The 21946-nt window shown below is 57.1% G+C and carries 16 protein-coding genes and 1 tRNA gene; 11 read left to right on the forward strand and 6 right to left on the reverse strand.

All coding sequences use genetic code 11. From position 1 onward, the window contains the following. The first annotated feature begins 13 nt into the window (after positions 1–13). Together AMR42_RS08395 and AMR42_RS08400 are read left to right on the forward strand one after the other, a co-directional pair. Positions 14–1765 (forward strand): glycosyltransferase family 61 protein, encoded by a 1752-nt coding sequence (locus AMR42_RS08395; RefSeq protein ID WP_143472992.1) that lies wholly within the window; start codon positions 14–16, stop codon positions 1763–1765. Positions 1766–2010: 245 nt separating this feature from the next. Further along, positions 2011–3798, forward strand: coding sequence for a chromosome segregation ATPase (locus tag AMR42_RS08400; protein ID WP_099533002.1), 1788 nt, complete (start codon positions 2011–2013; stop codon positions 3796–3798). A gap of 76 nt (positions 3799–3874) precedes the next feature. Here the strand turns inward: AMR42_RS08400 and AMR42_RS08405 are convergent, their stop codons facing one another. The 3 genes from AMR42_RS08405 to AMR42_RS08415 all read right to left on the reverse strand — a co-directional run bounded on the left by AMR42_RS08405 (position 3875) and on the right by AMR42_RS08415 (position 8934). Beyond that, positions 3875–6334: a VIT domain-containing protein gene (locus tag AMR42_RS08405; protein ID WP_234406852.1), complete on the reverse strand. Its 2460-nt coding sequence runs from the start codon at positions 6332–6334 to the stop codon at positions 3875–3877. A gap of 231 nt (positions 6335–6565) precedes the next feature. Beyond that, positions 6566–7924 carry a ribosome biogenesis GTPase Der gene (gene der, locus AMR42_RS08410; RefSeq protein WP_099533003.1) on the reverse strand — a complete coding sequence of 453 codons (1359 nt, stop codon included), beginning with the start codon at positions 7922–7924 and terminating at the stop codon, positions 6566–6568. 113 nt (positions 7925–8037) lie between these two features. Beyond that, positions 8038–8934, reverse strand: coding sequence for a pentapeptide repeat-containing protein (locus AMR42_RS08415; RefSeq protein ID WP_099533004.1), 897 nt, complete (start codon positions 8932–8934; stop codon positions 8038–8040). A gap of 662 nt (positions 8935–9596) precedes the next feature. Here AMR42_RS08415 and AMR42_RS08420 point away from each other — a divergent pair. The 8 genes from AMR42_RS08420 to AMR42_RS08455 all read left to right on the forward strand — a co-directional run bounded on the left by AMR42_RS08420 (position 9597) and on the right by AMR42_RS08455 (position 17428). Continuing rightward, positions 9597–10340 (forward strand): pyridoxine 5'-phosphate synthase, encoded by a 744-nt coding sequence (locus AMR42_RS08420; RefSeq protein WP_099533005.1) that lies wholly within the window; start codon positions 9597–9599, stop codon positions 10338–10340. 140 nt (positions 10341–10480) lie between these two features. After that, positions 10481–10816 carry an MgPME-cyclase complex family protein gene (locus tag AMR42_RS08425; RefSeq protein ID WP_099533006.1) on the forward strand — a complete coding sequence of 112 codons (336 nt, stop codon included), beginning with the start codon at positions 10481–10483 and terminating at the stop codon, positions 10814–10816. 292 nt (positions 10817–11108) lie between these two features. After that, on the forward strand, positions 11109–11762 hold the full coding sequence (locus AMR42_RS08430; protein WP_099533007.1) for a hypothetical protein: 654 nt from the start codon (positions 11109–11111) through the stop codon (positions 11760–11762). A gap of 297 nt (positions 11763–12059) precedes the next feature. After that, positions 12060–12698, forward strand: a complete 639-nt coding sequence (locus AMR42_RS08435) for a sigma-70 family RNA polymerase sigma factor (protein WP_099533008.1) — start codon at positions 12060–12062, stop codon at positions 12696–12698. After that, on the forward strand, positions 12695–13225 hold the full coding sequence (locus AMR42_RS08440; RefSeq protein ID WP_099533009.1) for a hypothetical protein: 531 nt from the start codon (positions 12695–12697) through the stop codon (positions 13223–13225). Before AMR42_RS08435 ends, AMR42_RS08440 begins: the two co-directional genes overlap by 4 nt. A 38-nt stretch (positions 13226–13263) precedes the next feature. After that, the gene (locus tag AMR42_RS08445; protein WP_099533010.1) at positions 13264–13929 is read left to right on the forward strand and encodes a Spy/CpxP family protein refolding chaperone; all 666 of its coding nucleotides are present in this window, start codon (positions 13264–13266) and stop codon (positions 13927–13929) included. A 488-nt stretch (positions 13930–14417) separates the two neighbouring features. Next, a complete protein-coding gene (locus AMR42_RS08450) occupies positions 14418–15077 on the forward strand; it encodes a YqiA/YcfP family alpha/beta fold hydrolase (RefSeq protein WP_099533011.1) in 660 nt (219 codons plus the stop codon). Between the two features lie 59 nt (positions 15078–15136). Then, positions 15137–17428: an ATP-dependent helicase gene (locus tag AMR42_RS08455; RefSeq protein WP_099533038.1), complete on the forward strand. Its 2292-nt coding sequence runs from the start codon at positions 15137–15139 to the stop codon at positions 17426–17428. A 236-nt stretch (positions 17429–17664) separates the two neighbouring features. Here the strand turns inward: AMR42_RS08455 and AMR42_RS08460 are convergent, their stop codons facing one another. Together AMR42_RS08460 and AMR42_RS08465 are read right to left on the reverse strand one after the other, a co-directional pair. Next, positions 17665–18318 (reverse strand): hypothetical protein, encoded by a 654-nt coding sequence (locus AMR42_RS08460; RefSeq protein ID WP_099533012.1) that lies wholly within the window; start codon positions 18316–18318, stop codon positions 17665–17667. 220 nt (positions 18319–18538) lie between these two features. Further along, positions 18539–19774 carry a HetZ-related protein gene (locus AMR42_RS08465; RefSeq protein WP_099533013.1) on the reverse strand — a complete coding sequence of 412 codons (1236 nt, stop codon included), beginning with the start codon at positions 19772–19774 and terminating at the stop codon, positions 18539–18541. Positions 19775–20384: 610 nt separating this feature from the next. Between AMR42_RS08465 and AMR42_RS08470 the strand changes: the two genes are divergently transcribed. Beyond that, positions 20385–20456 (forward strand) — tRNA-Asn (locus AMR42_RS08470). A 263-nt stretch (positions 20457–20719) separates the two neighbouring features. Here AMR42_RS08470 and AMR42_RS08480 read toward each other — a convergent pair. Further along, entirely contained in the window at positions 20720–21661 is a 942-nt protein-coding gene (locus AMR42_RS08480) for an ABC transporter ATP-binding protein (RefSeq protein ID WP_099533015.1), read from the reverse strand. Positions 21662–21946 lie beyond the last annotated feature (285 nt).

The raw sequence follows: 21946 nt of genomic DNA on the forward strand, positions 1-21946 counted from the left end.
ACGGCTAGTTCCTGTGGCGGCATCAGACCTCACCCCAGACCTGCAGCGGCTGCTCGATCGAGCGGCCGCTTGTCGTGAGCAGGGCAATTGGCCCGAGGCGATCGCGCTCGATCGACAGGCAATCCAGTTGGCTCCTGATTCCGCCCTGGCCTACGGTTCCTTAGCCCAGTCGCTGCGGGGAGCCGATCGCTGGCCAGCGGCCGTCCAAGCCTGGAACCGGGCGATCGCCCAAGGATTGCCCCAGCCCTCCCAAACGGCAAATGCCCATTGGGAACTCGGCAAACTCCAATGGGAGCTGGGGGAACACAATGGGGCGATCGAGCAGTTCCTCAATGCGATCGCGCTGAACCCCACCCTCATTTCCCTGCAAACCCTCGATGATCTGAGTCGTTGGCTGCGACGGCGCGATCGACCCACCGAAGCCGCCGCCTTCGAGCAAGCGGCCTTGAAACGGCTCATTCCCGAAGTTCGCCAATTAATCCACCAGGGCAATGCAACCCTCGCAGCCCGCTGGTGTTTGCGGGTGTTACGTATTGCCCCAGACTCTCATGCACCTCACAATCTCCTTTTTGAGGCATTTACAGCCCTTGATCGACATGAAGAGGCTCGCAGTTGTCTCTATCGAAGTATCCCAGATGCGTTATTAGATGAATTTATTCCTGATCTACTATGCTCGATTGAACGTTTACCATTAATTGACAATACAGAAAACGGAATAGAACAGTTAGTAGAATGGCCAATTTCTGATTCCTCAGAGATACCCGAGCCGCGGCCGATTCTTGCAGATCATAATGTTACCACCTTTGCCCCGCTCGGCCCGCTTGGCCAATTTCCTCGCCACTGCTGGGCCATTGAGCAGGGGCGTGTTTGGGTAGATTCTTGCAATCGAGTATTCTGGAATCGAGATGGAGCAGTAATTGATGGTCTGTCAATTGGAGCAGAGCGCCTGATTACTACTTCCAATCAACTCTCGCATCCCCAATACATTGCAGGAACAGTAGCTGTCATTGCCAAGCAAAATACCAATAATTACTTTCACTGGGTTACTGAGTTCCTACCTCAAGTGATTGATCTTCTAGAATTCTCAAAATCCATAGGTCAAACAATCGATTACTGGTACTTTCATGGAGAGTCTTTGCCTTTTCAGATTCAAAGCTTAGAAGCGCTGGGAATCAGTGAGAAGAATTGTATTTCCAGCCAATTCATTAATCATTTAGCAGCCGACACAATTTTGACATTTAATTTTCTGGGCATCATTGAGTGCCATAGCCGGAGTCTTCACAAACTACGTGATTGGCTGTTACCTAGAAACAATTTGAATTCATATCCATCGAAACGTTTATACTTATCCCGTTCTCGTGCTCGACGAGTTTTAAATGAAAACGAGTTGCATCCAATCTTAGAGAAATTCAACTTTGAGTATGTTTCTGAGGGCTTATCATTTACTGAACAAGTTGACCTTTTTTCGCAAGCAGAAGTTATCGTCGGCCCTCATGGAGCGGCTTTCACGAACATGATTTGGTGTCAAAAATCCGTGAAGATATTAGAATTTTTTGCTCCAAGTTATGTCAATCAATGCTACTGGCGCATGAGTCACCAATTAGGTTTTCAATATTATTACTTGCCAGGTAACACTGTTCTCAATAATTCTCATCCTTCTCTTAGTCAAATTAGCTTTTATCATAATCTAACTCTCTCACCACCAACTCTTGTTCAAGCACTGGAACATTGCTTTAATTCGAATGAAAGCTACAATTGCACATAATTCATTTGAATCCTTTAAAATAAACCACCACACTTAGATGCTGAGTTTCAACTTTCTAGGTTTAGGGTCTCAATCATGCATATAGCTGACTGATCAAGCTAGCTTGATCCAAACTCTCAATCTCTGATTCCCAATAGTGATAACGAAGTTGATTGCATGATTGCGATCCCCGTCGTCTCTCCACTAAGGTTAAAATTCGGGACGCGATCGACTCGTTCGATCCAAACCTTGCTGAGTGCGTCACTGTGATTTCGCCCAAACCTGCTCATCGTTCTTGGTTGGTGCTGTCGGCTGCTATTGGTGGCGCGTTGCTGGTTGTGACGGCCCTGGCGATCGCCCTGTTGTTGCGGGTTCCGGCCTTGCCCAACTGCCCCGCCATCTTTTGGCCGCTGGCTTCGGCTTCCATGCGCCTTTACTGCGCGGAAGTGGCGGCCAACAAGCGGACGGTGCGGGATTTGCTGGAGGCGATCGCCCTGGTGGAGGTGCTCCCGGCAGATCACGAATTGCGCCCCCAAGCGAATCGCTACTTAGTCGCTTGGGTGGAGGAAATTTTGCGGTTGGCGGATGGGGCCGTGCAAGCGGGCAACTTGGAAGAGGCGCTGAAAATTGCTCGTCAGATCCCAACAACGGTTCCCAATCACGGCCAAGTGAAAGCACAGATGGCCGACTGGGAGCGGGACTGGCGGGAGGCAGAAGGCATTTATAACGCGGTGATTGGGGCGATCGACCAACGCAAGTGGGATGCGGCGATCGGGAATGCTAACCGGCTGGTGCGTGGCCCCCTGCGCTATTGGGCAACGGTCAAACACGATGAGCTGCGGGTGCTGATTGCGGAAACGCGCCAGGATGATGGACGAATTCGCCGGGCCCTGGCGCTGGCAAAAGGCGGCAATCCCGATCGCTTTGAGCAGGCCTTTGAACTGCTGCGGGGCATTGAAGCGCGGCGGCGACTTTATCCCCTGGCGCAACAGACAATCGCGGATTTAACGGAACAGGTGCTGACCTTAGCCCAGGCAAGTATCGATCGCGGTAATGGAGAGGCGGCGCTGCGGTGGGCAGACTTGCTGCCCGATCGGGAATCGTTGCGGGCCCAAGCGGAAGATTTACGCAACCTGGCAACGGCGGAAACGGCGGCCAAAGGGGGCACACCTAAGGATCTGGAAGTGGCGATCGAGGAGGCCAGCAAAATTCCGGAAGGGCGACCCCTCTATGAACGAGCCCAAGCCAAAATTGCCCAATGGCGACGGGACAGCGAAGATGCAGCGCGGTTGGAGCGAGCAAAAGAGTTAGCCCAATCGGGCACGTTAGTAGACTTGACCAACGCCATTTCCCAGGCCCAGGAAATTCCGGACACCAGCGGTTTGGCGGCCCTGGCGCGGCGGGAAATTACCAACTGGAGCCGTCAAATTCAAGAACTGCGCGATCGCCCCCTGTTGGATCAAGCGGAAACTCTGGCCGGTCAGGGGCGTTGGGCCGAGGCGATCGCCCAGGCCCAGCGCATTGAACCGGAAAGCCCTTTGGCCGCCGATGCCCGTCGCCGGGTGGCCGCCTGGCGAGCGGAGTTGGAACAGCGACAGGACGAGCCGATTTTGCAACAGGCGGAGGAGCTGGCTCGGGGGGGCGACCTCGCGGGGGCGATCGACATGGCGAACCAAATTGCCAGTGGCCGATCGCTCTATCGCCAGGCCCAACAGGCGATCGCCCGTTGGCAAACCCAGCGCCAAGATCAACAACAACTCACGGAGGCCCAACAGCTCGCCACCGCCAACAGTCCGGACGGCCTCGTGAGCGCCATCCTGCTGGCCGATCGGGTCAAACGCAACAGCCCTTGGCGGAGTCAGGCTGACGGTAACATTGCCCGCTGGAGCCAGCAGCTTTTAGCTTTGGCCCAACAGCAGGCGGCCAACGGCGACTTACCCGGTGCGGTGGCCTTGGCTCGCCGCATTCCCCGGGCAGCCACCACCTACGAGGCTGCCCAAACCCAAATTAGCGCTTGGCAGCGGTGGATCTCGCCTGCGCCAGCCAGCCCCTAACCTCGATGAAGCCCATCAGGTCACGGTTTTGGCTGTGCAGTTTTGGCTGTGCAGTTTTGGCTATTCAGACATCCCCCTAGCGCAATTCCACTTGCAATTGAAGCGATCGCAAGTTGGTTGGAGCATTGGCCCAACGCAGCAGCACTTGCCGGAATTGGGCCGCTTGCTCGGGGGTCAGGGCACTGGAAACCGTGTCATCCCAAACCACGCCCGCCACGGAACCGCGTTCCAGGGTGAGGGTAACCACGAACGTCCCCCGCAGATTGGCTGGCAAATTGCGCTTGAGGTGTTGCGTGAGCTGCTCGATCGCCCGTTGATCCAATCCCGGTGCGCTGGCAATCTGCACCGTGGGGCCCGTTGGCAACGGAGACGTAAGATCGCCCTCCACTTCCCCAGCGGGCGGCGGCGGGGCGATCGGGAGGGGCGCGGGTTGCAAGCCGCTGCGGCCACCCGTGGGGCGCGGGGGAGCACCCACCGATCGGGCCGCCTCGGAGCGATCAGATGCGCCAAAGAAGCCTTCATAGCTGGTTCCTTCTGGCAACTCCACGGGAACCGTCACCCGCTGGGTTGAACCATCCGGGTTGACACGCACTTCCTCGCTCACGGCCACAAAGGCGGTGTATTGAGACAAAACTCGGTAGGCCAAGGAGGTTTCAACCACCCGATCGATCAGGGATTTCACCTCGTTGCCATAGAGCTGATTCATGAGGTCTTTGATCCGTGACCGGGCCCACAGTTGAGCAATGGCCGGCCGATCGCTCTGACTAAACTCCACCTTGAACCGTTGTTCAAAGGGTTGGTTACCGGCGGTTCTGCCCGTCACAATTAGGGTTCCGGGGGCGCGATCGGCCTTGCGCCCAAAGATCACCAAGGGTTGAGCCGCAAACAGATCCGGCGCGGCGGCCGGATAAAGATCTGGGCCGGGGCCGGGCCCTTCCCAACGCACCCGCACCTCCGTGAGCACCGGGTTGGCAATTTGACGAAAGAATTTTTCCACGGGAGCGTCGGTGGTTTCGTCTTGGCGCACCACTTGCAGGGTTCCGCGTCCCACTTCCGCCAGGCGATCGAGCAAAAAGCGGTTGACGGAACTGCCCACCCCAAAGCTAAACAGCCGATTCCCGGGTTTTAGATTGCGCTGAACGCTGGCGATCACCTCCCGATCGTTGCCAATGTAGCCATCGGTCAGCAGCACCACACTCCGCAATCGCCCCGCTTCGGCCGCTGGAAACCGCAATACTTCATCAATGCCCGCTTGCAGATTGGTTCCGCCGTTGGCTTGCAGGGCTTCGATGTAGCCCAAGGCCCGCTGTCGGTTGGCGGCGGTGTTGGCCAAGGGGCGATCGGACAAGCGTGTGGCCGCGTTGGCAAAGTCAATGATCGTGAAGGTGTCGTTGGGATTCAGACCATTGATGAAACGGCGCATCAATTCCTTGGACTTGGCCAACGGCTGCCCCTGTTGGGAACCTGAGGTGTCCATCAAGAACACCACATCCTTGGGCACGATCGCCCACTGGGGATAGCCAATCGCCGGGATCAGATATAGCCCAAAGAAACCGCCCCGATCGTCCCCTTGGGTGAGCACGCTGGCTTGGGTGTTGGCCCCCGCCACCCGATAGCGGAGGATGAAGTCTTTGTTGGGAATTGAGTCCGCTGGGGACAGTTGCACGGCGGTAAAGCGCCCCTTGCCGGTGAAGTCGATTTTGTGGGAGGGCGATCGCACCGCTTCGATCGGCACGCCCGCATCGATCGACAGTCGAAGGCTGATGTCATGGCCCGATCGACTGCCGGGGGGCAACACTGGCGGATTAATCCGCGAACCATCGGGCACTTGATCCGTGCTGCCATTGGGGCCGATCAGGTTGCCGGGGTTATACCGCGGCCCCACCACCATTGGGAACACAAATTCATAATCCCCCCCTTCAAACTTCAGGGATTCGGTGTATTGAATGGTGACTTGGATCGCTTCCCCGGGACGAATGTTAGCCAAAGATTGGGTGAAGATATTATCGCGCTCTTGCTCCAGCAGTCCTGCTGTGCGCCCCTCTTGGCGGGCTTGCTCATAAATTTGGCGGGCTTCTTCGCGGGTTTTTAAATCTCCCTTAATTACCCGATCGCCAATCCGAATTTCCATATCGTCCACGGCGGCATTTTCCGGCAGTGGAAAGACATAAACCGCCTCCAAAGGGCGATCGAACGGATTGGTAAAGGTCTGTTGCACCGTCACTCGCGACAGGTTGCCGGTCACCTGGGCGGTCACCTCGGTTTTATCCAACACAAACTGATCGAGCGAGCCATCGGGATTGGGGGCATAAAGACCGCCCACCGGGCGATCGGGCTGGGGCGAAACCATCGGGCGGCCCTCCGGAGACATTCGTTGTGTTAACTGAGCAGCGGGAGCAACCGTGGGGCGAGTTATGGCAGTCATGGCATCGGTTTTGGGCATCGATCGCGCCATCACGGGTGCTGACGACTGGACCATCACGCCCCCCGCAGCCAGCACCACCATCCACCCGATCACCGTCATTTGCTTACTCATTTCGATCCCCATGGCCTCACACCGGGCCCCATTAGCAATCCTTCGCCATCCAACGTTTGGGCCCACCGGTCAACGGGCCCAACCAAACTCGACCCGGAACGACTGGCCCTCCTGTTCATGCCTTGGGGGCATTTTGGGGGCGCTGTCCCGAGTCGGGGTTTTGCATGGCTGTACTACTGTTGTAGTGCTTCTGTTTTAGTTCCGCGATCAACGATCGCCCTCCGGATCCGTCTAAACCCTGGTTGCACGGTTTGTGGTGCGTTCTGCGTCGCGGGTCTTTTTGCCGCGCCAGAAGAATTTCACCGGAGTGCCTTCAAAGCCCAATTCTTTACGGAAATGGCCCTCAATGTAGCGGCGATAGTTGTCGTTGAACCGGTGGGGATCGTTCACAAACAGGGCGATCGCTGGCGGTTGGCTGCTGACTTGGGTTCCGTAATAGATCTTGCCCTGCTTGCCTTGGCGGGTGGTTGGCGGCGAGTGCCAACGCAGCGCATCTTCCAACACCTCATTGATCGTGGCCGTGGAAACCCGGCGACGATGTTGCTCAGCGGCGCGATCGACCAATTCCAAAATCTTCGGGACTCGCTGACCGGTCACGGCACTGGTGAAAATCATTTCCGCCCAATCTAGGAAATAGAGACGGCTACGCAATTCCCGCTCATATTCATAGATTGAGGTGGAATCCTTATCCACCGCATCCCACTTATTCACCACCAAAACACAGGCTCGCCCATCATCGGTAATCCGGCCCGCCAGGCGCTGATCTTGTTCCGTGATGCCATCCAACACATCAATCACCAACAACACCACATCCGATCGACGGATGGCCTTGAAGGCCCGATTGATGCTGAAAAATTCTGGGCCGTAGTCGATCATTTTCTTGCGGCGAATCCCGGCGGTGTCAATCAGCCGGTAGCGCTTGCCATTACGCTCCACCACCATATCGATCGAGTCCCGAGTGGTTCCCGAAATGGGACTGACGATCGCCCGGTTTTCGCCCACAAAGGCGTTCAACAAACTGGACTTGCCCACATTCGGCCGCCCCACGATCGCAATGTTCAGCTCCGGTTCCTCCGGCAACTGATCCACAGGCGGCAGGTAGCGAAGCGCCGCATCCAGCAAATCTCCCGTGCCGTTGCCGTGAATCCCCGACACCGCGAAGGGTTCACCCAATCCCAATTCCCAAAACAGACTCGCCTGAGCCAAGCCCTGATCCGGTGATTCACACTTGTTCACCGCCAGCAACACCGGCTTCGGTTGGCGACGCAACCAATCGGCAATTTCCCGATCGGCATCGGTGGGGCCTTGCTTCCCATCCACCACAAAAATCGCCACCGCCGCCTCCGACAGGGCCGCCATCGCCTGCTCGCGGATCAGGGGCAAAAACTCCGTGTCATCATCAAACACCAGCCCGCCCGTATCCACCACCAGGAAATCCCGATCGCCCCAGAATGCCGGCCGATAGGTGCGATCGCGCGTGATCCCCGGTTGGTCGAACACGATCGCTGATTGATCCCCCGCGAACCGATTCACCAGGGTCGATTTGCCCACGTTGGGCCGTCCCACGATCGCCACCACCGGAAGAGACATACGCCTCACCTACCGCTCTTTGTTCAAAACCAAACTAGCAATCATAGCGCGATTTGGAAGACGTAATTCACGATTAATTCAGGAATTCTGATCATTCAGGAATTCTTGGCCCATCACTCGTGCTTGTGACCATCGGGCATAATCGCCGCCGCCATCAGAGCGCCCTCAAAGGAAGCTGAGTAAAGATTCGCCCGGTGTAGATTGGCTCCTTCCAAGTTGGCTCCATGGAATTTCGCTTCTCGCAAATTGGCCATGCTCAGGTTAGCCAACATCAAATTCGCCCCGGACACATCCACCTGGCTGAGGGTCACCTCCCGCAAATCCGCTTCCCGTAAAATGGCATCTCGCAGCGTTGCCATATACAGGTTGGCCCCAATGAGATTTGCCCCAATCAGGGTCGCCTCATCCAAATTGGCACTCATCAAGCTGGCCATGCAGAGGTTAGCCAAGCTGAGATTCGCCATGCGGATATTGGCGCAATATAGGTTGGCCCCCACCAAGTTGGCCAAACAGACGATCGCCAGGCTCAAATTAGCCTCCCGCAGGTTCGCCTCCCGCAGATCTGCCATGCCCAAGTTCGCTTCCCGCAAATCGCAGCGGCTGAGATCCGCCTCCCGCAGCTTAATTCCCTTCAGGTTGGCCGTGTAAAGACTAGCTTCCCGCAAATCAGCCCGGCTAAAGTCCGACTCCCGCACCACACTCATGCACAGATCCGCCCGTCGCAAGGTTGCCTCGCGAAAGTCCACATGACGCATCACCGATTCCCGCAGGTTCACCCCCGATAGGTTGGCCGTGTAGAGGTTGGTTTTGCGAAGGCTGGCCCGCTGCAAATTGGCCCCTTCCAAATTCGCCATACACAAATCCGCATGGCTGAGGTCAAATTGCTGCAAGTTAACTTTGCTGAGATCGGCTTCGCGGAGGTTGGGATAGACGTTGGGGTTGGCGCGTCGCCAGCGGTTCCAAACATCTGCACCTTGCTCGATCAGCACGAGGTGCTCGGGGTTTGCCATCCTGTTGACTCCGGCTCTGAGGACGATGCAGCAAGGTGCGACAGGGAACGAGAGGGGGTTGATCGACGAAATTGAATAGATCGACGAAGAAATTGAATGGTTCTGCCCATTGGACTAAGCATATCAAGGCAATGAAGCCGTTGAAAGGCAACCCAAGGTTGCCCCCGCCTCCCATCGCCCTGTGGTGATGAAAAAGTCTTCAAAGGCTTCCGTGAGCTAGCTGGCTTGACCCGATCGCCCCGCAAATTGGCCAGGAAAGTGGCTAAATCATCCGGATGACCCTTGGGCGATCGAGCAATCAGTTTTTGAAAATAGATGCACCCCAATGCCAAATCCTCAGCTCCCAATGGGAATGGGGATTTTTTTTATGGGTTCGTTGGGTTTCTTGAAACTCGACAGGCTCAAGCTCAGCAGCCCTAGACTCGGAAGCCGTTGCATTAACCCTGAGCTTGAAAGCCCCAGACTCGGCAGGCTAAAACGCAACAGACTTGACCATTGAACCCGAGCAACCGGCAATCCGGCAATCCGTCGTAACTGCCCAATCGATCGGCAACATTCGCTACAATCATCAATCCAGATGCGTCCACTAGTCTGACCCAGTTCGTTGGTCATTCCGCTAGTTATTCATCATTTTATTCACTCACATACCGGAGACAGTCCCCTTGCTGACCCTCGGAGTCAATATTGACCACATTGCCACCATCCGCCAAGCCCGCCGCACCGTGGAGCCGGATCCGGTGGCCGCGGCTGTTTTGGCAGAATTGGGGGGTGCGGATGGGATTACGGTACACCTGCGCGAAGATCGCCGCCACATTCAAGAGCGCGATGTGCGTCTGTTGCGGCAAACGGTGCGCACCCATTTGAATCTGGAAATGGCGGCGACCGATGAAATGGTGGCGATCGCCCTGGATATCAAGCCGGATTACGTGACCCTCGTGCCTGAGCGGCGAGAAGAGGTGACCACTGAAGGCGGCCTGGACGTGGTGGGGGCGGTCGATCGGCTCGGAGATGTGGTGGAAGCCCTGCAAGATGCCCACATTCCCGTCAGCCTGTTCATTGATGCCGACAGCAAGCAAATTGAAGCCTCTGCCAAAACGGGCGCGAAATTCATTGAGCTGCACACGGGTCGCTATGCGGAAGCCCACAGCCCCGAAGAGCGGCGCAAGGAGCTGGGAATTTTGGCCCAAGGCGCTTGGCGGGCCCGGGAGGCGGGCTTGCGGGTGAATGCGGGCCACGGCTTGACCTATTGGAACACCTACGAAGTGGCCTGCATTGACGGCATGGAAGAGCTAAACATTGGCCACACGATCGTCAGTCGGGCGACGCTGGTGGGCATGGAGCGAGCGGTGCGCGAGATGAAGGAAATTTTGCAGCGGGCAGCGTTGGATATAAAGTTTCGTCGCTAGGGGTGCGATCGCCCAACGATTCGATCGCCAGGCCGCTAAAATGCAAAGTCGCTAGCACTGCCGTTGATTACGCCTGATTGCGCCTGTTTTCAAAGTCCTTAAAATTCCTCTGGTAAACCTGCTACCTCTCCCCAAAACCGATGACCACCTATCACTTCTGTTTGGCTAGCCGTCATTTTCTCCTGGAAGAAGAACCCCTTGAAGAAGTGCTCAAGGAACGGACGCGCAACTATCACGAGCGGGAACAGGAAATTGATTTTTGGCTGGTGGAGCAACCGGCATTCCTGGAAGCTCCTGAGTTCAAGGAAATGAAGCAGCAATGCCCCCAACCGTCGGCGGCGATCATTTCCACTAACCCCACCTTCATCACCTGGTTGCGGTTACGGTTGGAATATGTGGCGACGGGCCAGTTTGAAGCGCCTTCTGAGTCGATTCCGGAACCGTTAAAGTCGTTGGCTCCCGTTTCGGCCAGCTAGGTTCTGCACAAGCGACTACGGTAACCAGCGCAAGGCTGAATACCCCCATTGGTCTTGCCAGGGCTGTGCGTTGGGGAAGAGGGAGGATCCGCAGTCGGATCCTCCCTTTTGGTGTTGATCGGTGATTACTGGCGTTGATCGGTGATTGCCAAATGGGGGGGGAATTGGTTTTTAGGTGGAAAGTCCGGTTTTTCACGATCGCTCGGGTTAGGCTTGGGAGACTGCACCCCAGATTCCATTCCTCAGAATCCACCCCTCAGAACCCAACCATCAGAATCTAACCCTCAAACCCATGTTGAAACAGCGGTTATGGCGGCCCCTGTGGCAATCCCTGGCGATCGGAACCGGCCTGGCGGCGATCGCGGCCGGTGGCCTGATTCCTGCGGCCCAAGCCCAAACTCGGGAAGACTTGCCCGAGTGCGAACCGCCCCAGTCCGGTGAATTTTTGCTGTTGGTGCGCCGGGCCAGCCGGGATGTGGAAGATCGGCTTTACACGGCGTTGCCCCAAAATGTATCAGCGGAACCCTGTCGCTACGTGGGGGAAGCGGTGATGCGCTTGGAAGGGTTTCCCTCGTTGAACATTGCCAAGGCTTGGGCCGATTATGTGCGCGATCGTACGGGGTTGCAGGCTTTTGCGATCGAATCGCCCAGCGCGCGGGCGGCGGCGGCCTTTCAGCCCACGGCATTAGGAAATGGCTATGCGGTGTTGGTGAATTATTTTGATGACCCGACGGTGGCTCGCGAGTTACGGGATTTTCTGAGCCGGGATGTGGGGTTGGCCAGCTATGCCGATCGCCCGTATCTGTTGGCATCAAGCAGCACGGACAGCAAGGCGGCGGGTGAGTTGATGCGCCGTTTGAGCGATCGGGGATTCACGGCCATGGTGGTGGACGGTCGGCAAGTGATGTTGCTGCGCCAGGCGATCGCCCTACCGATCGATCGATAAACGCCCCAGGAGAGTTGTTTCAAATTTTCCGCAAACACTCCTCAAAAATTCCCCAAAAATTCCCCAAAAACACCTCCCCAAAAATCCCGCAAAGTCCTTAGCCCAAGCGCATCCCAGCCCTTTCGCCCAGCCATTCAACAAACCGTTATTCAAAATCACCCCAAAAACTTTGCCCCAACGCTGAACCTTTTTTGCTAGCCCCCTGTCCAAAGGAGCAATTCAACAGCATTGCGAGCATGGAGGGGCAAACAAGCCGCCAGCAGCAGTGTTTCTAGGATTTCTAGGTTTAAGGGCTGAATGCTGGGAAAGGCTCTCTATGCTCAATTGGGTCGCTGGCAAAGGACGGCGGTTTTGGCGGTGGCCACGGACGATCGCTCGATCGTGCAACGGGCCGCTGGTGGGGACGCGCGGGCCTTCCAGCATCTCTATCGCCAACACCAAGCTCGGGTACGCGCCACGCTCTATTCCCTCTGCGATGCGGATGGTTTAGATGATTTGGTGCAGGAGGTATTCCTGCGGGTTTGGCGAGGGTTGCCGCGTTTTCGAGGGTCGGCCAGCTTTTCCACTTGGCTTTATCGAATCACTTGGAATGTGGCCAGCGATCGGCGGCGGGAGTTGGCCAAAAACCGCGCCCGCCGCTTAGAACCGACGGCGGATCCTGATTTGTCGGAACGGGCGATCGAACAGGCGATCGATCCCCGAACCCAAGACAAGTCTCCCCTCAGCCAACTGCACTACCAAGACTTGGTTCAGCGATCGCTGGCCATCTTGGGGTTCGAGGCCAGGGCCGTGTTGGTGTTGTGTGATCTCGAAGATGTTTCGCAAAAGGAAGCGGCGGAAATTTTGGGAATTCCGGTGGGAACCGTCAAATCGCGGCTCTTTTACGCCCGGGCCCAAATTCGGCAGTTTTTGCAGCAACAGGGGGTGGAACTATGACCGATCGCCCATCTCACCCATTCGATGAGGCTAACGCTCAACCCCGCCCCGGTGGCAACCCCCGCCGGCCCGCCCATCCGGCTGCCGGCCCTTCCGGTCAGGAGGATGTCAAATTGGTGAACTTCTTGCGCCAACATCGCCCCAGCCCACCGCCCGCCGCCCCGGGTCTAGAGCGATCGCTGCTGTTGGAAATTGAGGCCAGCCAACTGCGGGCCGCCCGCCGCCATCGGCAATGGTGGTTGGGCAGTTTGGGGGCGATCGCGATCGGCTGTTGGGCCCTCGTCCAACAGGGGCCGGGAACTCAGGCCCCAGCCCCCAGCGTTGCGGAAGCCGATCTCGAAAGCTTCATCAACGAAACCTGGGGCATGACCCTCGCGCCCAGCAACGTCACCACCCAAACGGCCAGCACCGATGACTCGCTGCCCTGGAGTTTTGACCCCCACACCTGGGAAACGGAGCCGACCAAGCTGGTGAATCGATCGCTCTCAGCCATGGCGCTTCCCGATCAATGGACACCTTACCTCTAGCCCCTGATTAATCAGCATCTCTCAGGAGTTCGTCAATTATGAAATTTTGGAACTTGAATCGCCTTCAGATCACCCTCATGGCCATGGCCGCCGTCGCCACCGTGGGAACTGCGGCCCTGGTGCCGTTGGCCAACGCCCAAGCGGGGCCCGATGATGATTGGATGTCGCAAATGGACGATCGCCCCGGCCCGGGCGGCCCCGGCGGCCCAGACGGTGGCCCTCCCGGTGGTCAACGGGGCGGTCGGGGTGGCCCCGGCGGCATGTTGCGCGACCTGAACTTGACCGCCGAACAAACCCAAAAACTCGATCAAGTGCGCGAACAATTCCGCAGCCGCATGGATCAACAAAGAACCGCGATCGACACCGTTCGCCAAGAGATGGGCCGCCTGATGGCCGGCAGCGCCAGCGCCGACCAACTGCGCCAACAGCACAACCGCTTGCAGGCGGAAATGCAAAAAATGGGTGATTTGCGCTTTGAAAGCATGTTGGCCATGCGGGAAATTTTGACCCCGGCCCAGCGACAACAATTGGCTCAACGGATGCAGGAGCGCGGGCCCGGCCGGCGACATGGCGGCCCCGACGGCCAGGGTGGGCCCGGCGGTCGAGATCGGCAAGGGCAACCTAATAATCAAGGTGGCCAGGGCTGGAATCGGCAAGGACAACCCAATAACCAAGGGCAGCCTAATAACCAACGGCCGCAATAGAGCCGCAATGGGTTGGTGCTCTCCAATTGATTCCTCAAAGCAATTTTTCTAGGGAAATGACTAGTAGCGTGACAGGCTTAATGCATTGGGTCAAAGTTGCGGAGCCAGTCGCGGTAACAAGGGGCTTAAGCCCCTTGCTGCTTAACGATCAGGTGACGGTAACAGTCATGTAGTTTGACTCAGCGAATTGAGGCAGCCGTACTACTAGGAAAATTACTAGGAATTGCGCAGAGAGTTTCCCAAAGGTTTCTTGGTCATTTTCCCAGCGCCAGCCAACTTCCCAGCGTTAGCCAACGCTGCAACCCAATAGCCGTGTAGGATCGCCTGTCCTGCACGGTTTTCTGCTGAGGATTTTCTGCTGAGAATCTATTAAAAATTTGGTGAACATTTGACCAATTAGGGCGATCGCAATGTTGGGATCGTAACTGTGGTGATCACGGCGATCATGCTGCCCGTTTGCTGTTTTTCCTTGGCTTGGATCCAGCTCTATGCGCTATCTCTACCTGCACGGTTTTGCTTCGGGCCCCAGTTCATTCAAGGCCAGGGCTTTGACCGATCGATTCCAACAACATCAAATCACCCTTGAAATTCCCGACTTTAATGAGGGGGGATTCACCGGGCTGACCCTCAGCCGCCAAATTCAGCAAGTGCAAGCCCTGATTAACCAAACGCCGGAGGAACCGATCGGGCTGATTGGTTCCAGCTTTGGTGGCTTGACGGCCCTGTGGCTGGCGGAACAATGCCCCCAGGTGCAACGGTTGGGGCTGTTGGCTCCGGCCTTGGGATTTCCCCAAAGTTGGCACGATCGCCTGTCGCCGGATCAGTTAGATCAATGGCAAAGGAGCGGCCAGTTGATGGTTTATCACTACACGGCGGGGAAAGAGCTGCCCTTGGGGTTGGGCTTTTGGGAAGATGCCCAGCGCTATGATCAGTCCAAGCTTCAGCGGGTGTTGCCAACGGTGATTTTGCATGGGCGGGCCGATCGCACGGTGTCGATCGAGCTGAGTCAGCAGTGGGCAGCGAGCCATCCTTGGGTGGAGTTGATCGAACTGGAAACAGATCACAGCATGGGCGACGCGATCGAGCCAATTTGGCAAACGATCGAGCGATTTTTTCAGCTCCTCAACCCTCCCCAAGCGCTCCATTAGTTTTGGGCTGAATAGTTTTGGGCCAAATCATTGCGGAAATCACGAGCAAGATAGCCAGCATGGTCATCACCAGCAGTCGAGACGAGATCGCTTGGCAACGGTTACGGGATGGTTTGCGGCCGGGCCAGCGGGAAATTGCTGACTGGGCGGGCGGGCCCTTGGCGGTTTCGGCGGTGCCGGGCGCGGGCAAGTCCACGGGCATGGCCCGAGCAGCGGCCCTGACGATCGCCCGGTTCCAGTTGGACGCGCGCCGCCAATTGGCCGTGGTGACCTTTACCCGATCGGCCGCGGCCCACCTGAAGGCTAAAATTCGCGAATCCCTGCAAATATTGGGCCTCCCGCGCCAGGGATTTACGGTGCAAACCCTCCATGGGCTGGCCTTGCAAATTGCCGGACGCAATCCGGAGCTGTCGGGCATGGAGCGCGATCGCACCCTGGTGTCTCCCGATCGCCAGCACCGACTAATTGCCAATGCCGTGGATGATTGGATTACCCAAAACCCATCTCTTTACGGACTGTTGCTGGAGGGGTTGGAATTTGACGGGGAAGAGGCGGAACGGTTGCGGCGACTGTCCGTGTTGCGAACGGATTTGTTGCCGGAGTTGATGCTAACGGTGGTGCGCGAGGCCAAAAGCTCGGGTCTGAAACCCACAGATTTGCAGCACATGGGCCAAGCACCGGAGCTGGCCGCCGATCGCTACCCGGGTTTGGCGATCGCGGCGGGTCTCTACGAAGCCTATGAAGCCCAACTGCAACGGCGCAATGCGATCGACTATGACGACATGATTTTGGCGGCCTTGCGGGTTTTGGCGGATCCAGAGGCGGCTAGTCTCTGGCGATCTCGCATCTTTGCGGTGTTTGAGGATGAAGCGCAGGATTCCTCACCCCTGCAAGCGCGGCTGTTGGAACAATTGGCGATCGACCCGGCCACGAATGCGGTGAACTTGGTGCGGGTGGGCGATCCCAATCAGGCGATTAATTCCTCCTTCACGCCGGCCGACCCGGTATTCTTTCGGCGGTTTTGCGAAGCCTGTCGATCACAGGGACGGTTTGCCCAAATGGATCGATCGGGACGCAGCAGCCTGATCATTCTGGAAGCGGCCAACGTCCTGGTGCAGTGGACGAACGATCGGGAATTTCCCCGCCTCACCCAACAGATTGGCACTCGATCGGCCCTGCCACCCTTTGAGTTGCAATGCATTCAACCAGCAGAACCCAACGACCCCCAGCCGAACGCCAACCCAACGCCGCTCGGATTGGGGCTGGAGTTGGTGCGGCCCGCCGATATTCACCAATCGATCGCCCAAATTGGCCAACGGGCGATCGAGCTGTGGGCCAAGGCCCCCGATCTCAGCTTGGCGGTTTTGGTGCGCACCAATGATCAGGGGCGTTGGGTGGCCAAATCCTTGGGCGATCGATTTGGCGATCGGCTCAATCTTTACGAAGTGGGAGCCAGCGATCGCCAATCCCACGTGCCCGGGGAAATGTTGACCCTGTTGCAATTTCTCGATCGGCCCCACTCACCCCAATACCTGAAGGCCCTGCTGCGGGTTTTGGTCGATCGACAACGAATCCCCACCCAAGACCTGGACAGCCTGGCCGCCCAGCCCGAACAGTTTCTCTATCCGGGGCCATTGGATCCACCCTTGGCAGAACCGGCCCGCCAGGCCCGGCGCATTTGTGCTGGCATTTTGGCCGCCCGGCTGCATTTGCCCCACTATGCCCTCCTGTCCTTTTTGGCCATGACCTTGGGCTACGATCGCGCCGAGCTGGCCACCACCGACAAATTGATCGAAACCCTCGTGCAGCGCGATCGGGGTGACCAACGGCTAGAAACCACCCTGAACAACCTCGCGGAAATTGTCAGTAACGAAACCTTCGCCCCCGTCGAAGCCGAGGAGTTGCCCGAGTCTCCCTACACCCGCCCCGGCCAGCTCACCATCATCACCGCCCACAAAGCCAAAGGCCTCGACTGGGATGGGGTCTTTTTGCCCTTCCTCCACAGCGACTATTTCAGCACCGAAGCGCGTGTGCCTTTGCAAATGGAGTTTTTGGGGGCATTTAACTTGGGCGACTGTTTACGGGCCCAAATTCGCGATCGGGTGCATGGAGCCGCCAAACTTCCCCCGATCGCGATCGCCACCCACCAAGCCCGTTGGTTAAAAGTGGCCGAAGAATATCGCCTGCTTTACGTGGCCATGACCCGGGCGAAGCGACTGCTGTGGATGGCGGCCGAACAACAGGCCCCCTTCACCTGGAACAAGCCCGAAAACCTCACCACCAAAACGCCCTGCCCTGCATTTTTGGCTTTAGAGACAGATTTTCCCGAATGCAAGCGATCGGCTCCCTAGCTCAACCGCAACCAATAACCGCAACCAGCAATAGAAAAGGGACTGGCCGAAACCAATCCCTTTTCCAAAAACCCTTTTCAGAGTTGTTTGCCAGAGCACTTTGCAGCAGCAAATCTAGAGAGTCTTGAGACCGGATCTAAACTCCGCTGCTTCACTCCGCTGATTTAGACTCCGCCAGCATTGATCACGATTCGGCGTTGAAACCGAATGCAGCAACCAGAGCAGGAGGGGCTAATTTACCACAGACCTTGAATCGGGCCCGAGGGAACCATCGGCGCAGAAGGAGCCACGAACGGACGTTGCTCAACCACCACGTCACGGCACTGACGATCCATGCTCACGGGGGTGGCGCGGCCAATGAACTGACGGCACACGGCCTTGCCGGAAGCATTCAGCACAATATCGCGCGACAGCTCTTGGCCGTCCTTGTTGTAGATGAACACTTCGTTACCGGTCAGGTCACGAATCAACACAGGGCCAGCCTTCATGCACTCTTGCACTTCGCGCGACCAAGCTTGGAAACGCGAGTTGCAGATGCCCCGGTGAATATCGAGGTCTTCGAAGGTAATTTTGTTGTCGCTGTTGCAATCACCAAATTGGTGAATCTTGTAGCGATCGGTGATCGGGGTGCTGGTGGTGATGCTGCTCTCTTTTTTCAGCGAGAGGTCGATCGGGAACTCAAAGCTCTTGCGCAGAGCTGCACCGGTCGGATCGGTCACCACGCGCAGGCGAGGGCCATCGTAGTAGGTTCCATAGACCACCTCTTGAGCAAGGCTTTGCTCGTGGTAGTCAACTTTGATGTGGGGGTTCAACGCAGGCGCAGCTTGGGCCACCGTAGGCACGCTAGCCGCCACCAGGGAAACCAAGCCCCAAAATGCTTTCGATTTCATAGGTGCTGTGGGTCTTTCTCGTCGGTTGGAAACGAGCATACCGCTTTGGCGGCAGCCCGCAGGGTCGGTGGTGCGGAGCTTCCAATTACTCTAACAGATTGCCTGAAGTTGACCAGCCAACAAAAACGGCAGGCGCGGGGCCTGCCGTTGAATTTCGTCGTTACCGAAGGGGCTGAATTCCTGAGCGATCGGCCCCTAAGAGGGGAAATGGGTCGATCGCCTAGGCCTCTTGCAGCAGCGTTACTTCACCGTTGCGAACTTGCCAAGCAAAGGTCAGCAGCTTGAACCAGCGTTTTTGTACCTGTTTGGGGGTGCAGCCGATCGCCTTGCCAATGGTTTTTTCGTCTTTTTGAGCTTGCTTCAGTTGCACCAGTTGCTGTTGCTCGGGGGTCAGTTCCTCCCAAAACAAGGTCCACAGCGCACCGGACATCCCTAGGCGATCGTCCACATCGGCCCCGAGCCACTGGTGAACCAATTCCCAGTTGTGCATCCGGGAAAAGCGCTCCACATGATACTTAAACCGTTGTTGCAAATAGTCCCGCTGGCGAGGGCTGAGGCCCAACACTTCGTCAATTTCCGGGGCAGACAGGTCTTGCATTTTCAGGGCCAGGTAGTCCACGCAGTCGTGGTGACCTTGGTTGCGCAAATAGTCCACCAGTTCGTTCAAGATCCGATCGCGCAGGACAGCTTCCGCCGGGTCGATCGCCTCCGAAACCATCTGCTCGCGCACTTGCTGCACGGCGCTGCTGCGGGCATATTGTTCAGCCTCTTCGCCTTTGCCCCCTTCCACGGCCAATTCCATGTCGATCGCCACTTCCGGCGGTTGGCGACGAGCAAAGCTTTTCGCCCGCAGCACGATCAATTGTTGGTTGCGGCAACCGGGCAGGGAAATGCGGCGCTTGGCATATTGCTCCGCGAAGGAGAGATATTCAGCCAACTCCAGCCGGGTGCGCGGTTGGTAGGTCTCAGGCAAGTCGTTTTCCCGCCGAAAAGCCCGCAGGGATTCGATGTAAAACGCTTGCATGAAATCTTCAATCAGAGTGTAGCGAGCCTGGAAGCTCAGTTCCGCTTGGGCCGGAGCAATGTAGCGATAGACCATGGCACTGAGGGTGCTGTGCAGTTCCACTCGGCCACGCTCGGAGCCGCGCTTATAGTAAGCCAGGCATTTTTGGAGCCGGTGACGAGCCAAGGACAGGGCCCAATCGTCCACTTGACCGGAAGCTTGGATGCGATCGCTCTTTTGGCAAACACGGCTGACTTCGTTCAGGATGCGCTCAACTGTGGCGATCGCTCGGGTGGGCATTTGTCCCACCGAATTCATCACCTCATCCAACAACATCTGTACTTGGGCGCTGGCATCAGCAGGGGCTGGCACAAGGCTGAGGGCAACGGTCGCGGCGGGAACGGGGCTGGAAGGGCGGCGGACTTGGGGGGCGGTGGCCAGTTGAGCGTTCACGATTCTTACCTCAGGATGCACAACACAACGGTGACGACGAAGGTTGTCGGGGAAGCGCTTGGGAGGTGCGTTTCTCTTGACAGCTTCACTCTACGGAGCTAGCCCCATTGCCGATCGCGCGTCTGTGTCACTGGCTTGATCGCAATCAGCCCCCTGTTTCGGGGCGATCGACCATAGCAGACACCTAAAACGCCCAAGAGCAGACGGGATAAAGCTTGTGGCGATCTGTTTCCGAGACTATCCAGCTTGGCAACCGCCCCTGAAACCGTCGCTTTCCTCAGCCAGTTGACCAACCGGATCGAAGCAGCGCATTTTTGAGGATGGGGTTGCGGATTTGCCGGGTTGCACAATCCTCCCTGCCAATGTTTCGGGCAAGGGGGCGAGGATCCGGATCTGCGCCGCCGAATCCTGGAGTATTCAAGCCAAGAGCCGCTCGATCGCCGTGGTTCAAAGCGTTGTGCGCTCAGAGGATGCTTGAATCGTCAAAAATTCCCCGAAGTTTTCCGACCGCCTCGCAGACCCCAAACAGCAGCATTCAAAATTTCTTGAGCAATTTGCTTGACAAACCCTAGCTGCGGCGATTATCTTAGTTTCCGCGTTGGACGCATATTCCTCAGTAGCTCAGCGGTAGAGCGGTCGACTGTTAATCGATTGGTCACAGGTTCGAATCCTGTCTGGGGAGTTTCTAAAATTTCGAGCGCCGTAGGGGTTGAGTCTCCCAACCCTGACTTGGGCGATCGCCAAAACCCTATCTACCCCTGGGAACACCCAAGGATCACGGGAACTGGGCGGGGAGACCCTGGAACTGGGCGGGGAGACCCTGGAACTGGGCGGGGAGACCCCGCCCCTACGATTGATTGGTTTGAAGAACGAGGTCATCAGGGTTTCAGGCGACTTGATGACAGGCCCTAAGCTCCTTGCCCCAAGGCCCAGCAACCGCAACGGCTAACTGGGGCGAACCTGTCGATCGCGGATCAGGTTCATGAAAAAATCCTCCAGGGAAGGGCGTTGAAGGTTCAGGCTCAGCACTTGGGCTTGGGCCTGGTCGATCGCCCGCAGAAACTCAGCCGGATCGCCCTTCAGCAAACCGCGCCAGTGATCGCCCTGAAAATCCGCCTCCGTCAGCCACGACGCGATCGCCTCCGGTGTCCCCCCTCGGCCCACAACACGATAGGTACTGCTGGGGCCCAGTAGTTCATCCAGAGATCCCACACAGAGCAACTCCCCCTGAGCCAAGATAGCCACCCGATCGCACACTTGCTCCACATCGGAGAGGATGTGGCTATTGAAAAAAATCGTTTTGCCGCGCTCCTTCAGAGTCAGCACAATTTCTCGAAACTGATGCCGCCCGATCGGGTCAAGGCCCGACATTGGCTCATCCAGAAAAATCACATCCGGATCGTTGATCAGCGCTTGGGCCATGCCCACCCGCTGCAACATGCCTTTGGAATATTGCTTCATCAGTTTTTTGCGGGCCGCCGTTTCGGACAGTTGCACCCAATCAAGCAGTTCCACGATGCGCTTTTGGGCAACGGCACGCGGAATTTGAAACAGGGCCGCCGCCTGCTCCAAATATTCCCAACCGGTGAGGTGGTCATAGAAATAGGCATTTTCCGGCAAATAGCCCACTCGCTGCTTCACGGCTCGATCGCCCAAGGGCCGCCCCAGCACCGTGCCGCTCCCGGCCGTTGGGTTAGCAATTCCCAGCAGAATTTTGAGCAGGGTGGTTTTGCCCGCGCCGTTGGGCCCCAACAGGCCAAAGGTCTCGCCCGATCGCACCGCCAAGGACACGCCCCGCAACGTGGTGACCAATTGATTGAGCCAAAAACCAGTGCGGTAGGTTTTGCGAATGTTGTGGGCTTCAACAATCCAGGATTCCAGTTCCATAGCAACGCAGCAAGGTTAATGCAGCAAGATCAAAACAGTACGGGCCAAGGCAACAGAGGTCGATCGAGGCGGAATGCATTCAGCACAGCAAGACCAGTCACAGCAAGACCAATACAAGATCAGTACAAGACCAGCACAAGACCAATGCAGTACAGCGCGATCGAGACAGAAGGCATCCAGATCCAGCCAATGCACCAATTTTGTCGCAATCCCCATTGTGCTGTTCATGAACCCTGTGAGTGTGGGTTTTGCATTGGGCCGGCAGACGATCGCCCTTGGCCCGGC

Source organism: Limnothrix sp. PR1529, assembly GCF_002742025.1.
Taxonomy (GTDB): domain Bacteria; phylum Cyanobacteriota; class Cyanobacteriia; order CACIAM-69d; family CACIAM-69d; genus CACIAM-69d.

What these genes read in the sequence shown, in the direction of transcription:
- AMR42_RS08405 (WP_234406852.1), bottom strand. Translation starts at nt 6,334, where the DNA reads ATGAGTAAGCAAATGACGGTGATCGGGTGGATGGTGGTGCTGGCTGCG.
- der (WP_099533003.1), bottom strand. Translation starts at nt 7,924, where the DNA reads ATGTCTCTTCCGGTGGTGGCGATCGTGGGACGGCCCAACGTGGGCAAA.
- AMR42_RS08415 (WP_099533004.1), bottom strand. Translation starts at nt 8,934, where the DNA reads ATGGCAAACCCCGAGCACCTCGTGCTGATCGAGCAAGGTGCAGATGTT.
- AMR42_RS08425 (WP_099533006.1), top strand. Translation starts at nt 10,481, where the DNA reads ATGACCACCTATCACTTCTGTTTGGCTAGCCGTCATTTTCTCCTGGAA.
- AMR42_RS08430 (WP_099533007.1), top strand. Translation starts at nt 11,109, where the DNA reads ATGTTGAAACAGCGGTTATGGCGGCCCCTGTGGCAATCCCTGGCGATC.
- AMR42_RS08435 (WP_099533008.1), top strand. Translation starts at nt 12,060, where the DNA reads ATGCTGGGAAAGGCTCTCTATGCTCAATTGGGTCGCTGGCAAAGGACG.
- AMR42_RS08440 (WP_099533009.1), top strand. Translation starts at nt 12,695, where the DNA reads ATGACCGATCGCCCATCTCACCCATTCGATGAGGCTAACGCTCAACCC.
- AMR42_RS08445 (WP_099533010.1), top strand. Translation starts at nt 13,264, where the DNA reads ATGAAATTTTGGAACTTGAATCGCCTTCAGATCACCCTCATGGCCATG.
- AMR42_RS08450 (WP_099533011.1), top strand. Translation starts at nt 14,418, where the DNA reads ATGCGCTATCTCTACCTGCACGGTTTTGCTTCGGGCCCCAGTTCATTC.
- AMR42_RS08455 (WP_099533038.1), top strand. Translation starts at nt 15,137, where the DNA reads ATGGTCATCACCAGCAGTCGAGACGAGATCGCTTGGCAACGGTTACGG.
- AMR42_RS08460 (WP_099533012.1), bottom strand. Translation starts at nt 18,318, where the DNA reads ATGAAATCGAAAGCATTTTGGGGCTTGGTTTCCCTGGTGGCGGCTAGC.
- AMR42_RS08480 (WP_099533015.1), bottom strand. Translation starts at nt 21,661, where the DNA reads ATGGAACTGGAATCCTGGATTGTTGAAGCCCACAACATTCGCAAAACC.